12 protein-coding genes and 1 pseudogene are annotated in these 13471 nt (G+C 71.6%); 2 read left to right on the plus strand and 11 right to left on the minus strand.

Features of this window, described 5'->3' with window-relative positions; all coding sequences use genetic code 11:
* Positions 1-364 precede the first annotated feature (364 nt).
* The gene (locus ABZ452_RS27215) at positions 365-1378 is read left to right on the plus strand and encodes a LysR substrate-binding domain-containing protein (protein ID WP_357948604.1); all 1014 of its coding nucleotides are present in this window, start codon (positions 365-367) and stop codon (positions 1376-1378) included.
* Here the strand turns inward: ABZ452_RS27215 and ABZ452_RS27220 are convergent.
* From ABZ452_RS27220 to ABZ452_RS27240, 5 genes are read right to left on the minus strand one after another with little or no spacing between them, the layout of a single operon-like run.
* A complete protein-coding gene (locus ABZ452_RS27220; RefSeq protein ID WP_357948607.1) occupies positions 1261-2043 on the minus strand; it encodes a serine hydrolase in 783 nt (260 codons plus the stop codon). The two genes, ABZ452_RS27215 and ABZ452_RS27220, sit on opposite strands and share 118 nt — an antisense overlap.
* Positions 2040-3662: a D-aminoacylase gene (locus tag ABZ452_RS27225; protein WP_357948610.1), complete on the minus strand. Its 1623-nt coding sequence runs from the start codon at positions 3660-3662 to the stop codon at positions 2040-2042. The genes ABZ452_RS27220 and ABZ452_RS27225 overlap by 4 nt, the downstream gene beginning before the upstream one ends.
* Positions 3662-4426: an amino acid ABC transporter ATP-binding protein gene (locus ABZ452_RS27230; RefSeq protein ID WP_357948613.1), complete on the minus strand. Its 765-nt coding sequence runs from the start codon at positions 4424-4426 to the stop codon at positions 3662-3664. The genes ABZ452_RS27225 and ABZ452_RS27230 overlap by 1 nt, the downstream gene beginning before the upstream one ends.
* Positions 4423-5373, minus strand: coding sequence for an amino acid ABC transporter permease (locus ABZ452_RS27235; RefSeq protein ID WP_357948616.1), 951 nt, complete (start codon positions 5371-5373; stop codon positions 4423-4425). The genes ABZ452_RS27230 and ABZ452_RS27235 overlap by 4 nt, the downstream gene beginning before the upstream one ends.
* Positions 5370-6257, minus strand: a complete 888-nt coding sequence (locus tag ABZ452_RS27240; RefSeq protein WP_357948619.1) for an ABC transporter substrate-binding protein — start codon at positions 6255-6257, stop codon at positions 5370-5372. Before ABZ452_RS27240 ends, ABZ452_RS27235 begins: the two co-directional genes overlap by 4 nt.
* Before the next feature lie 280 nt (positions 6258-6537).
* Between ABZ452_RS27240 and ABZ452_RS27245 the strand changes: the two genes are divergently transcribed.
* Positions 6538-7176: a maleylpyruvate isomerase N-terminal domain-containing protein gene (locus ABZ452_RS27245; RefSeq protein WP_357948622.1), complete on the plus strand. Its 639-nt coding sequence runs from the start codon at positions 6538-6540 to the stop codon at positions 7174-7176.
* Between the two features lie 806 nt (positions 7177-7982).
* On the opposite strand, the gene ABZ452_RS27250 is transcribed toward ABZ452_RS27245, so the two are convergent.
* From ABZ452_RS27250 to ABZ452_RS27275, 6 genes and pseudogenes are all read right to left on the minus strand, one after another.
* Positions 7983-8348, minus strand: a complete 366-nt coding sequence (locus ABZ452_RS27250) for a hypothetical protein (protein WP_357948625.1) — start codon at positions 8346-8348, stop codon at positions 7983-7985.
* 350 nt (positions 8349-8698) lie between these two features.
* Positions 8699-9625, minus strand: coding sequence for a SpoIID/LytB domain-containing protein (locus ABZ452_RS27255; RefSeq protein ID WP_357948628.1), 927 nt, complete (start codon positions 9623-9625; stop codon positions 8699-8701).
* Positions 9626-9697: 72 nt separating this feature from the next.
* A complete protein-coding gene (locus ABZ452_RS27260) occupies positions 9698-10477 on the minus strand; it encodes a peptidase inhibitor family I36 protein (RefSeq protein ID WP_357948631.1) in 780 nt (259 codons plus the stop codon).
* Between the two features lie 52 nt (positions 10478-10529).
* Positions 10530-11393, minus strand: coding sequence for a peptidoglycan-binding protein (locus tag ABZ452_RS27265; RefSeq protein WP_357948634.1), 864 nt, complete (start codon positions 11391-11393; stop codon positions 10530-10532).
* Positions 11394-11657: 264 nt separating this feature from the next.
* Entirely contained in the window at positions 11658-12656 is a 999-nt protein-coding gene (locus ABZ452_RS27270; RefSeq protein WP_357948637.1) for an NBR1-Ig-like domain-containing protein, read from the minus strand.
* A 117-nt stretch (positions 12657-12773) separates the two neighbouring features.
* A pseudogene (locus ABZ452_RS27275) lies at positions 12774-13377 on the minus strand (YdeI/OmpD-associated family protein).
* Positions 13378-13471 lie beyond the last annotated feature (94 nt).

The raw sequence follows: 13471 nt of genomic DNA on the forward strand, positions 1-13471 counted from the left end.
GAGGATCAGCTGGCCCGCGGAGGCCCGCCCCACCACCGCGTGGGGAGTCGCTCGCCCACCCGGCGAGGATCCACAACCCCAACCGGACACCCGGTGAACGTTAGTGGACACCGCACTAGACGGATTCGACAACCTCTACCGGCAGGGATGGACGTCGCGCGACGCCCGGTCCTGACCCGGGCGACAGGCACTCGGAACTGCACGGCTGAAGCTCAGCCGGCCCCCTGGCCTGGGCCTGCGGCGACGGCGGGGCGTAGGGGCCGTCGTTGTCGGCGCGAGGCAGAAACAGCCGGCATGCGAGAGTGTGGGCCGGTGGAGGTCAACAGCTGGCCGCACCGCCTCGAAGCAGGGAGGCAACCCGCCGATGTTCAACACCGCACGCCTGCAGGTCATCCTGGAGATCGCCCGCCACGGCACCATCGTCGCCGCGGCGGAGCGGCTTGCGCTGAGCCCGTCCGCGGTCTCCCACCAGCTCGCCGCGTTGGAGCAGGAGGCCGGGGTGGCCCTGGTGGACCGGGGGCCGCGCAGTCTGCGGCTCACGGTCGCGGGCCAGCGCCTGGCGGACTACGCGCAGCAGATCTCCGACCTGATGTCGGCCGCCCGCGACGAGCTGGCCGCACACGGCGAGGGCCGCCAGGGACTGCTGCGGATCGGGTTCTTCGCCACCGCCGGCACCGAACTTCTGCCGCGCGCGCTGTCGAGTTTCACCCGGGACCATCCGCAGGTCGAGCTGGCGCTGATCCTGGGGCAGCCGCACGAACTACTCCCCCGCCTGCACCAGGGTGAACTGGACCTGGTGGTCGTCTTCGACCATCCGCTGAGCCCGGCCCAGGAATCGCCGTACGCGAAGGTCGAACCACTGATGGTGGACCCCCAGCTGGTGGTGCTTCCTCCGGATCATCCGCTCGCCCGCCGGCGGCGGCTGCGGCTCGCCGACCTCGCCGCCGAGCCGTGGATCACCACCCTCGGCGTGCAGGGCGAGGTGTCGGTGCTGGAGCTGGCGGCGCGAGCGGAAGGCTTCGCGCCGCGGATCCGCTGCCGCAGCGACCATTACGAGGTCGTGCTGGGCCTGGTCCGGGCCGGTGTCGGGGTGGCGCTGGTGCCGTCGCTCGGCCTGCGCAACCCCGGCGGGGTGGCGGTGCGTCAGCTCGCCCACGCCAAGCTGTACCGGGAGATCGGCGTCGCGCTGCGTTCCGGCAACCCCAACCCGGTGGTCGGCAGCTTCGTCGAGCGGCTGCGCGACGCGGCAGCGGCGCTCAGTCAGGAGTTGTCGGAACGGTGGGGTCCGGCGAGCCGGTCGACCGCCGTACCCCAGCGGCGCAGCTCGGCGACGGCGGCCCGCTCCTCCCCCGGCGCGAACGCGGCGATCACCGCGTAGACGACGGTGTGCCGGCCGGACACGATGCCGATGTCGGCGCGTACCCCGCTGTCGGTGCCGGTCTTGTTCTCCAGCCGGACGCCGTCGCCCGACCACGGGTCGTGGCCGATCGAGTCGGCGACCATCGTGCGGTCGGTGTTCCCGGCGAGCCAGCCGCGCAGCAGCTCGCACGCCTGCGGGCTCTGCCAGGTCCCCTTCGCCACCTCGGCGAGGAACGCGCAGAGTTCTCCGGCGGTGCCGGCGGCGAAGGTGTCCGGTACGCCGGGGCCGCGTGCGGCGCGGATCCGGTCGTGCACGGTGGTGTCCCGCAGCCCGGCGCCGCGGGCCAGGTCCCGCACGGCGTCCAGGGTCACCAGCCGCAGCAGGGCGTTGGTGGCGGCGTTGTCGCTGACCGCGGCGACCGCCGTGGCCAGGTCCGCGACCGTCCACCGCCGGGGCGACAGCTGGCCGAGCAGGCCGGTGCCGCCGACCTCCCGGTCGGCGTCGAGCAGCTCGACCGGCTGGTCCGCCTCAAGGGTCCGGTCGGCGAGCCGGCGGGCCACCTCGCCGAGAAGCAGCACCTTGCCGACGCTGGCCAGCGGCAGGACCAGGTCGGGGTCGGTCGAGAGGGTGCGGCCGTCGTCGAGGCGCCGCACCAACGCCCCGATGCGCACCGCCGGGCTCATCGCCGCCCCGGCACGGCGAGCGGCCGATCCGGTACGGCCAGCACCCGGCCCGGCCGCGCGTCGGTGACCTCGCCGCCGTTCACGACGACCCGGCCGCCGACGAGCACGCACCGCACCCCGTCCGGCCTGGCCAGCGGGTCGTCGTAGATGGCGCCGTCGGTGACTCTGTGCCGGTCGAGGACCACCAGGTCGGCGGCGTACCCGTCGGCGAGCAGCCCGCGGTCGCGGAGGCCGAAGCGGGCCGCGGGCATCCCGGTCATCTTGTGCACGGCCCCCGGCAGGTCCAGCAGTCCCACCTCGCGAACATAGTGGCCGAGCACCCGGGCGAAGCTGCCCGCCCACCGCGGGTGGGGGCGACCTCCCTTCGGTACGCCGTCGGAGCACAGCATGGTCAGGGGGCTGGCCAGCACCCGGCGTACGTCGTCCTCGTGCATGGAGTGGCTGAGGATGGTGACGTCGCCGTGCTCGGCGGCGAGCAGGTCGCAGGCGTAGTCGACGGGGTCGACGCCGCGCGCGGCGGCCAGGTCGGCGATGGTGTGCCCCTGCGCGTCAGGGTTGTTCGGGGCGGACGCGACGCGGATCAGGTCCCAGCCGCCGTTGCCGACGGTGTTCTCCCAGCCGGGCACGCCGGCGACCAGGTCGTGGCGGATCCGGTCGCGGACCGCCGGCTCGGCGGCGGCGGCGAGCATCGCCGGCACGCCGTCGGCGATCAGCCACGGCGGCAACATCGCGTGCAGGGCCGTGCTGCCGGCGGTGTACGGGTAGACGTCGCAGGTGACGTCCAGCCCGTCGGCGCGCGCCTGTTCGAGTCGGGCGAGGGTGCGGACGGTGGCGCCCCAGGCGCGCCGGCCGGCGGTCTTGTGGTGGGAGACCTGCAGCGCCGCCCCGGCGGCGGTGGCGATCTCGATGGCCTCCTCGAGTGCGGCTTCGACCTGGGACATCTCGTCGCGCAGGTGTGTCACGTACGGCTTGCCGTGCGCGGCCGCGACCCGGGCCAGCGCGATGACCTCGTCGGTGCCGGCGTTGACGCCCGGGGAGTAGATCAGGCCGGTGGACAGGCCGGCCGCGCCGGCAGCCAGGGCCTCGTCGAGCAGGTGGCACATCGCCTGGATCTCCGCCGGGGTGGCCCGCCGCTGGGCGAAACCGACCACGGCGGCGCGCAGCGTGCCGTGGCCGACGAGGGCGGCCAGGTGGTTGCGCCGGGCCACGCCCTGGGCGTCGGCGAACTCGGCGAACGACCCGTACGCCGACGCGGGTGGCCCGAACGTCGCGGCGATCAGCTCCCGCACCGGTTCGGCACGCTGACGCGGGACCGGGAACGGGCTGATGCCGCAGTTGCCGCAGATCTCCGTGGTGACGCCTTGCAGTAGCGGCGCCCGGCGCAGCACCTCCCGCTGCGCGTCGTCCCCGGCGAGCAGGTCGGAGTGGGTGTGCACGTCGATGAAGCCGGGCGTGACGGTGAGGCCGGACGCGTCGATGACGTCGGCGGCAGGAGTGCGGCTGCCCGGGGGCAACAGCACGAGCCGCCCGTCGCGCACGCCCACATCGGCGGGGCGGGCCGGCGAGCCGGTGCCGTCGACCACGTCCCCGCCGGTCACCAGCAGGTCCAGCCGCGTCATCAGAGCACCTTCGACAGGAAGGCGCGGGTACGGTCGTGCCGCGGCGCGGCGAGCACTTCCCGGGGCGGGCCCTGCTCGACGATCAGGCCCTCGTCCATGAAGACGAGGTGGTCGCCGACCTCCCGGGCGAAGCCCATCTCGTGGGTCACCACGATCATGGTCATGCCGCTCGCCGCGAGGTCCTTCATCACCTCCAGCACCTCCCCGACCAGTTCCGGGTCGAGCGCCGAGGTGGGCTCGTCGAAGAGCATCAGCTTCGGCGACATGGCCAGCGAGCGGGCGATGGCCACCCGCTGCTGCTGGCCGCCGGACAGCTGCGCCGGGTAGTGGTGGGCGCGGTCGGCCAGTCCGACCCGGTCGAGCAGGTCGGCGGCGCGCCTCCGCGCGGCGGCAGTCGGGACGCCCTTCACCGCGACCAGGCCCTCCATCACGTTCTCCAGCGCGGTGCGGTGCGGGAACAGGTGGAAGCGCTGGAAGACCATGCCGATCGACTCGCGCTGGCGGCGCAGCCGGGCGTCCGGCAGGGGCCGCAGCCGGCCGCCGCGCTCTTCGTATCCGATCAGCTCGCCGTCGACGTAGACGCGGCCCGCCTGCGGCTCCTCGAGGTGGTTGAGGCAGCGCAGCAGGGTGGACTTGCCGGAGCCGGACGGGCCGACCACGCAGACCACCCGTCCGCGTTCGATGGTCAGGTCGATGCCGCGCAGCACCTCCAGCCGGCCGAAGCTCTTGCGCAGGGACCGGCACTGCACCATGGGCGGGGTCATCGGGCGCTCCCGGTGAAGCGCAGGTTGCGGGTGATCCGCCCGCGCAGGGTTCCCGGGGCGGTGGCGCCGAAGCCGCGGCTGAACCGGCGTTCCAGGTAGTACTGGCCGATGCTGGCGACGGTGGTCAGGACCAGGTACCACACGGACGCGACGATCAGCAGGGCGATCACCTCGAAGTTGGTCAGGTAGAGCCGCTGGGCGACGGTGAGCAGGTCGGCGCCGGCGATCACCGAGACCAGCGAGGTGGTCTTCAGCATGGAGATGAACTGGTTGCCGGTCGGCGGCACGATGATCCGCATCGCCTGAGGCAGCACCACCCGCCTCATGATCTTCATGCGGGACATGCCCAGGGCCGCCGCGGCCTCCTGCTGGCCCGGGTCGACCGCACGCAGGCCGGCCCGGACGATCTCGCTCATGTAGGCGCCCTCGTTGATGCTCAGCCCGAGCAGCGCCGCGACGAATCCGGTGACCAGGGTGTTCGTCTCCCAGGTCATCAGCTTTGGGCCGCCGAACGGCACGCCCAACCCGACTTCGGGGAAGATCAGCGCGATGTTGAACCAGAAGATCAGCTGCACCAGCAGCGGCGTGCCGCGGAAGAACCACACGTAGGCCATGGCGCCGGCGCGCAGGACGCGGCTGTCGGAGACCTGCATCAGCGCCACGACGACGCCGAGCACCACACCGATCACCATGGACGCGACCGTGAGCTGGACGGTGACCCAGAGCCCTTGAAGGATCACCCGGTCGAACTGGTACTTGACGACGATGTCCCAGTGCAGGTTCGGGTTGATCGCAATGCTCCAGGCCAGCCAGGCCAGGACCAGGGCGGTCACCCCGGCGGCCAGCCAGCGCCCCGGCCGCAGCGGGTGGCTGATCCGGTTCACCTCCGGGCCGGCGGGCCCGGCCGAAGCCGGGCCCGTGGCGGTCGTGTCCACCGGTGTGCTCACTTCTGGTCGTTGACCGTCGCGGTCTGCACACCGCTGCCCTGCACGCCCCACTTCTCCAGGAGCTTGGTGTAATCGCCCGAGTCGATCAGCTCCTGCAGGGCCCGCTGGACGGCGTCCCGCAGCTGGCTGTCCCTCTTGTCGATCGCGATGCCCCACGGGCCGGCCTCGTACTGGGCCTCCAGCACCTCGTACTTGCCGCTCTGCGTGGCCAGCAACTTGGCGACCGGGTAGTCGACGATGGTGGCCACCGCGCGCCCGGCGTCGATCTGCAGCAGGCCGGTCGGGGCGTCCTCGCTCTGCGAGATGGTCATCTTCTTGGCGCACGAGGTGTTCTGCTTCTCGCCGATGGCGAGGTTGGAGCTGCCCTTGGCCAGCACCACGGCGCGGCCGCACAGGTCCGCCAGGTCCTTCACCCCGGCCGGGTTGCCCTTGGCCACCATGATGGCGCCACCGGCCTGGAAGTAGTCGACGAAGTCGACGGCCTTGCGGCGCTCCTCGGTGTCGCTCATCGAGGACATCGCCAGGTCCCACCGGTCGGCCTGCAGACCGGGGATCAGGCCGGGGAAGCTGGCGTTGGTCATCTCCAGCTTCAGGCCGAGCCGCCCGGCGATCGCCGCCGCCAGCTCCGGGTCGACGCCGATCAGGTCCTGGGTCCCCTCCTTGTACATCTCCATCGGCGGGTAGCCCTCGGCGGTAGCGACCCGCAGGACGCCCTTCTCCTTGAGGGTGGCCGGGACCAGGTCGGCCGCCTTGGCGTCGGCGGCGACCGAGGCGGAGGCACCGGCCTGCGGCGTCTGGCCGCTGGTCGAGCGGCCGCAGCCGGTGACGGCGAGCGAGAGTGCGGCGAGACCGACGACAATGCGAAGCGCACGCTTCCTGACCACCGGAAACCTCCTGCCTGAGACGATGGCGGGGACAATATCCGGGATCGGTTTGCATGAACAGCCCGAATGCTTTGCGGGGTGAGCACGTAAGTCTTCGATGCTCGCCAGTGGAGTGGGAGATGGCACCTGGCCGCCCCCTCCCCGGGCGCTCGCCGAGCGTCTGGCTGGCAGCGCGGGAAGCCGGCGGCCAGTTGGGGACCGCGGGGTGGAATGCCCGCCGGGATCTTGCTGTTGACGTTGCCGGACACCGGCATGCACCACTGACCACAGGGGCTTCGACATGGCGCAGATCCGAGAGCTCTACCTGAGTGCGGCAGCGTCAGCGGCGAAGCTGCTCGCCGCCCCGCAGGTGGCCGCTGCCTGGCATGAGCCGAGCGCGTTGGCGAAGCTGAGCGTTCGAGGGCTGGCCGGACACCTGGCCGGGCAGATCTTCTTCATCCCCAAGGTGCTCGCCGAACCGGTGCCCACCGAGAAGGTCATGCCACTCCACGAGTACTACGCGCGGGTGAGTTGGATCGGGTCAGACCTCGATGATCCGTTCAACGTCCTCATCCGCACCAGTGGCGAACAGGACGCCGCGGATGGCCCGGCGGCGCTTGCCGCCCGCGTGGAAGCGACCGTGGAAGAGCTACGAGCCGTGCTGCCGGCTGCGCCTTCGCGGCCGGTGCGCCGCCCGACCTGGGGAGCGTGGTCGATCAGCCTGGACGACTTCGTGACGAGTCGGCTCCTGGAAGTCGTCGTCCACTGCGACGATCTCGCCTACAGCGTCGGCGTTCCGGCGCCCGAACTGCCCGCCCAGGCCATCGAGACCGTCGTCGACGTGCTCTCCCGCATCGCCATACGCCGGCACGGCGCCACCAACGTGCTGCGGGCCCTCAGCCGTGCCGAGCGTGCGCCCGCCTCGATCTCCGCGCTGTAGAACGCCGGGACGCCTGTGTCTCACGCCTTAGCGGCGACCATAAGGACGTCGATCAGCGCGTGTTTGCGACGGCCGCGCCGGGTGGGCGGTCGTCCCCGGCGCCCCGCCCGGCCCGACCTACCGGGCGGGCAGCTCCTTGACCTCCGCCACCCAGCGGCCGGTGAGCCGGCACCGGCGGGATGCGCCGGCCGGACGAGAGCAACCGGGCGAGGATCCCCGGCACCAGGAGCCACAGCGATGCACCATCAGGTTGGCGACCCTCAGGAACGCCGCCCGACGGCGGGGTGCCGCGCGGCGGTGGCTGCAGCCGGTTGACTACTGCCTGTTCGGCAAGCCGCAACAGCGCGATGCCTCCCGCCGCATCGGTGCACCCGTCCGACATGTCGGTCTGATGGCTGCTTCGGCCGCCCCATGCCTGCCTGGTCGTGATCCCGGCCACCTCCGCCGTCTGGCCATTGGCGGTCGCACAGGGCGGGCGGCAGGGTCATGGGTCGGCGTCGTCGCGCCAGCCCCATCCCAGCAGGTCAGGAGCGTTCGTTGCCCGCCCACCGGCGTCCCCGCCCACCCCGTTCGGCCGCGCTGCCCGTCGCGACCGGAGCCCTCGCCGCCCTGCTGGTCGGCGGAGCGGGTCTCGGCTTCGCGCTGATCGGAGACGCCGAGGCTGACCCCGGCAGCGCCGCGCCGGCGCCGGCCACCGGCGCGCCGGGCCTCCGGCCGGCACCGGCCACCCCCACGCCGGATCCCCCGGCGACGCCCAGTGCCGCCGCCGTCTCCGGTCCGTCTCCCACCGACATCCCGCCGACTGATCAGGTGGCCCGGACCGAGCCGGTGCGGCAGCCGACCGCCGCCCCGGCGACTCCACGCCCGGCGACCGGCGCACCGAAGCCGACGGCCACAAGTCCGGCCACCAGACCACCGACCACGAAGCCGACGCCCGGACCGACCGGTGCCCCCTCGTTGCCCCCGCCCACCGCCCCACCCAGCCCGTCCGGTACCCCCAGCCCGTCCGGCACGCCCGGCCCGTCCGGCACTCCCACCACGTCCCCGTCCACGCCTGGTCCGACCCCGTCGAGCGGAACGCCGGGGCCGAGCAGCCCGGCGCCCAGCGGTTCCGCGTCCACCGACCCGGCGTCGCCATCGGCAAGCCCCTCAGGTACGACGACGCCGGTCACCTCCTGACGGTCGCCGCCGTAGACAGGCCAGAACCCGTGTGCTCGTGAGGTGGTCCGGCCCTGAAGTCACAGCCTCCGGCTGGCATCAGACGCCGCACCACGGGGCGGTCGGGCGCGGGAGGCCATTCGTGCCCACGGCGGCGGGCAACGTGTTGCCGCAACCCGAGGGTCAGGAGCGGCAGGGGAAGCTGCTCCTCGCGCAGGTCACGCCGGTGTTGTACGCGTCCCGTACGCCGGGACGGTAGCTGTCGCGGCATCGCGCCGGCCGGCGGGTGGCGGCGAGACCTGTCACGGCCGCGAGCGTGCCGCCCGCCGCGGATCGCGGTGGGCGGCACGGTTCGCGCGTGACGTCAGGAGATGACGACGTCGCTGTAGTAGTAGCGCAGAATCGCCTGGTAGCTCTTGCCCGAGTTCGCGAGGTCACGCGAGCCGTACTGCGACAGCCAGTCCCCGGTCACCCAGCCACCGCACGCGGTCGTGGTCGCGCAGTAGTGGGCCTGCAGGATGTTGCCGCTGCGGGTCATCCGGGTGGACCAGGTGCTGTCCACCGCGGCGGACGTCGACGCCTGCGCCGACGACGGCCGGTAGACCTGGTCGCCGGTGTCGTCACGGACGTCGTAGCACTGACCGCCGGGGGTCTTGCGGGTCGAGTGCAGCGCCCAGTACCAGCCGTAGCTCTTGACGGCTACGGCACCGGCCTCCAGCGAGGCGCTCGGCCAGCTCGGCACCCACTCGTTCGGGAGGACGTTCTTGACGTACGTCTTGAAGTCGACCCGGTCGACTCGGCCGAGGCTGACCCGGTAGACCAGGATGGTGCTTGGCAGCTTGCTGTTGGTGCCGTCCGTGCTGCAGCCCGTCGGCCCGCTCAGCAGTTCGTGCGAGGCGTTGTTGTTCTTCAGCGTGGCGTTGAGGTTGCCCTTCGCCCCGGCGGCGAAGTCCTGGCTCGCACCGGCGAAGTTGCTGTTGAAGTAGACCCGCACGGTCTTGCCGGTCCGGTTCCACACCGACGCCGCGTTGTTCTTCACGCACACGCCTTGGCCTGCGCCCGCGCCCTTGAAGTCGTAGCAGGTCGGCTGGGTCGTGCCGTAGTCGTCCAGGGAGTCGGTGAAGTCGGAGACCGAGCCGGCCTGGTTGCTGTTGTAGTAGTAGCAGAACTCGCCGCTGTCGCAGCCCCCGTCGCGGGCGGCCGCGGACGCCGCGCCCGGCGCCACCGCGACGAAGGCGAGCGCCGCCACCAGGACGGCCAGAATGGCCGGAATTCTTTTCAGGATGGTCATCCGTGGTCGCCGATCAGAAGTGCTGGAAGCTGGCTGGGCGCCGTTCAGGCGCAGCTGTGCGCGCATGCCGGGTCACCAGCCGCTGGGGACGTAGGCCCAGCCCAGGTAGTCGGACCGGTCCCGGAACGTGTTGGTCTGGTACACGGTCGGGCCGGTGCTGATGGCGCTGTTGCCGCCGATGGAGAGCATGACGTGCCCGGCCGAGGTGGTGGACGTGAAGAACACCGCCGTTCCGGCGGGCGGCACCGAGCCGGTGTGGATGCGCCCGTTGTCCTTCTGCCACTGGTAGTGGGTGCGGGCCGTGGCGAACCGGCCGCTGGTGCCGAACGCACGCTCGACGAACAGTTCGCACTCGTTGTTCCAGTCGGTGTGCCCGAGGCGTGCCTTCGCGAACGCGACGGCGTCGGCCGCGCGCGGGTCGGCCGGGAAGGTGCCGCTGGTGCCGCCGATGTTGTGCGAGGCGTTGTTGTTCTTCAACGTCGCGTTGAGGTTGGCCTTCGCCCCGGCCGCGAACGACTGGCTCGCACCGGCGAAGTTGCTGTTGAAGTAGACCACCACGGTCTTGCTGGTGCGGTTCCACACCGACGCGGCGTTGTTCTTCACGCACAGGCCCTGTCCGGCGCCCGCGCCCTTGAACTCGTAGCAGGACGGCTGGGTCGTGCCGTAGTCCTCGATCGACCCGGTGAAGTCCGAGATAGAACCGGCGTAGTTGCTGTTGTAGAAGTAGCAGAATTCACCGCTGTCGCAGACTCCGTCGCGGGACGCCGCCTGTGCCGGCGAGGCGACGCTCAGGATGGAGGTGGTCATGGCGAGCGCTGCGCCGACGACGGCGAGGTTCTTGCGGATGTTCATGGTGTCCTCTCGTGGACAGTGAGCGATGGTGGTGGATCGGGTCGGGTGCGGGTCAGTGCCCGCGCTGGTACTGCTCCCAGGTCAGGATCGGAACCTGGGGGCCGTCGTCCGGGCCGCGGTTGGCCAGGCCGTTCATGCCGAGGTAGTAGTCGCCGACCTGGTGCTGCGCCTGGCTGGACAGGTCCGTGTCGTTGATCGCCGTGGCGTGGATGTGCCACGGCCAGTCACCCTGACTGGGGTCACGGACCCAGGCGGCGAAGCCGACCTGGCGCAGGGCCCGGGCGACGGCGGTGCGTTTGGCCGCGGTCATGCCGGTGACCGCGATATCCACCACACCCCCGCCGTCGTGCGTACCGGCCGAGGTCGGGTCGCCCCCAGGGTTGTACGAGCCCTGCTCGAGCACCAGGGTGGAGCCGAGCAGACGCTGGGCCTCGGCCAGCATCGCCTGGGTGCGGGCGTCGACGACGTACCCGTCACGCTGGACCTTCGCGCCCGGACCGATCGTCTTGCCGACGGTGTACCGGTTGAGCCCAAGCTTCGTCAGCGACGTCGTGCCGGGCAGCCCGTTCGCCGCCAGGCCCGTGTAGCCGAGCGAGCGCTGGTAGGCCGCGTACGCCGCGACGGTCTGGGTGCCGAAGTAGCCGTCGACCCACTGCGCGTCCAACAGGTTCGAAGCCTGCAGCGCCTGTTCTACGGCGAGCACGGAACTCTTCGCACCCGGGGTCAGGGTGTTGTCGGCACGGCGCGGGTCGATCTGGGCGGCCAGGACGGTGGCCTCCATGTCCACGACGGGCCGCGCGGCCGTGGTGACGGTCCGCTGCGCTGTGGCGCCGGATGTCGCGGCCCACGCATGGGCCGGAACGCCGACGGCCACGCAGAGCGCGGCGAGCCCGACGGTCAACCAGGGACGGCGCAAGGTCGGTCCTCCTCGTAGCTGGTGAGTCTCGTTCGGAACGGACATCACCCTGCGAGAGGAGACGTGCTGTTCGGTACCCCCGCTGCCCTGTCAGATCCGTCAGGCCGTGACCGACCTCGATGGATGCGGTGTTGTCAGGTTGGGCGGCACCCGGGTCTGACATCGGGCGGTCGCACGCTGACAGCCGTCGGGGTGACCGAGCACCCGGGAGATCGACCGGGGCGGCAGCTCGGCGGGCTTGACCGCGGCTGCCGCCGGGCGCGCTCAGGCGGTGACGGTGACCATGAAGTACACCGGCCGGCGGGTGGGAAAGAACTCCTGCCCGTGCTCGTCGACCATCTTCCAGCTGACCCAGCACTTCCCCGGACGGTTCGGCGCGGTGACCACCACACTGATCATCACCTGCTCGCCGGGCGGCGTGTCGCCGATCGCCACCCGATCCGGTGTCTGGCAATCGTCATCGTCAGCGGTGGGGTTCGTCCGCGCGAGGAAGCGGTTGTGCCAGGCGACCGATCCCACGTTCTTGAGCGCCCATACCTTTTCGAATCGGGCGTTCACCTTCACCCGCGTACCGTCAGGGATGGTGACGTCGGCGACGAACTTGCTCGAGTCGCCGGGAATCAACGCGTCCGAGAACGGCGGCGGCTGCGGCGACGACGACGCCGCTACGGCGCCCGAGCCGCCCGGGGTTGAGCGGCCGCGGACGGCGACGCCCAGGGCGGCGACCAGCGCCACCACCACCACGGTCGCCGCGGCGGCGAGCCACGGCAACCGGTGCCGTCGCGCAGCCGCGACCTCGTCCTGCACCGCCGGCAGGTGCTCCGCGCCCCGCAGCGCGCGTGGGCCCGCCGGCACGAGGTCGGCGGACGTGGCGACGCCGGACACGACGGGCCCACCGGCCGTCGCAGCGATCACGGCGCCGGACGTCTCGGCGGCCACGACGCGAGTCGCCACAGCGTCGGACATGCCGGCGCCGGTCTGGGAATCGACGTTGACCGGTGCCCGGACGCCGTCGGGACCGGCGTGGGCTGTTCCCGCGCGCTGAGCATCCTCCCAGCGGCACCGCCACTGGGCCTCGTCGGCCTCGCAGGCCCGGACGAACTCGCGCGTGGTCTCCCAGGAGGGGAACCTTGTTCCAGCGGCAGCTTCGTGCAGCGTGGTGTGCGAGATCCGGCCCGACCGCCCCGCCATCTTCCGGAACGACGGATTGCCCACGCCGGTCCGCAGTGTCCGCAGCTGTTCGGCGAATTCCTCGGCGGCCACGCGGTCCGGACCTAACTGACCCGCAGCACGCTGGTTTTCCATGTATCCCCCATGTCAGACGCCGACGTCAGACGTTGTCAGAGCGTGTAAGAGGCTACCGAACGGCGTCGTCGGTCATCAATGTCGTGGAGGCTTGGCCTTCTGCGGGTAGATGGTCTCGTGACGGGCGAGCATGGCGACGAACTCGCCGATCTTCCGCTCGCGGGTCTGCGCTCGTTTGACGGCATTGATGCGGTGGATGAGAGCGAACCGGTTGGTTTTGGTGAGCACGTCGAACATGGCCTGGGCGTCGGGGTCGGCGGCGATGGCGGCGAGGAGGTCGTCCGGCACCTCGGCTTCCGACGGCGGGGCGTAGGCCGCCGCCCAGCGCCCGTCCGCCTTCGCGGCTTCCACCGCGGCCCGACCCGGGGGCAGCATCCGCCCCTCCGCCTCCAGCCGGGCCACGTGGGCGACATTGCGCTGAGACCAGGAACTGCGGGGCCGGCGAGGGGTGAACCGGATCCAGGAGGTTTCCTGATCCAACTTACGGGCCTGCCCGTCAATCCAGCCGAAACACAGGGCCTCGTCGACGGCCTGCTGCCAGGTCAGCGTCGTGACTGTGCCGCCCTTTTTTGGTCAGCGCGAGCCAGACACCGGGCGACGTGGCGTGGTTGGCCGACAACCACATCCGCAGCGCATCGGCGTTGGCGACGATCAACTCATCCAGTTCGGCGCTCCCCATGACGGCAGGCTATCGCTGCGCCGTCGCCGCAACCTCTGCCTGTGCGCCATATCGGCGGCGAGGCCTGGTATCGAACCACTCGCGCAGTTGACGG

This window comes from Micromonospora sp. NPDC005707 (assembly GCF_040631005.1).
GTDB lineage: Bacteria > Actinomycetota > Actinomycetes > Mycobacteriales > Micromonosporaceae > Micromonospora.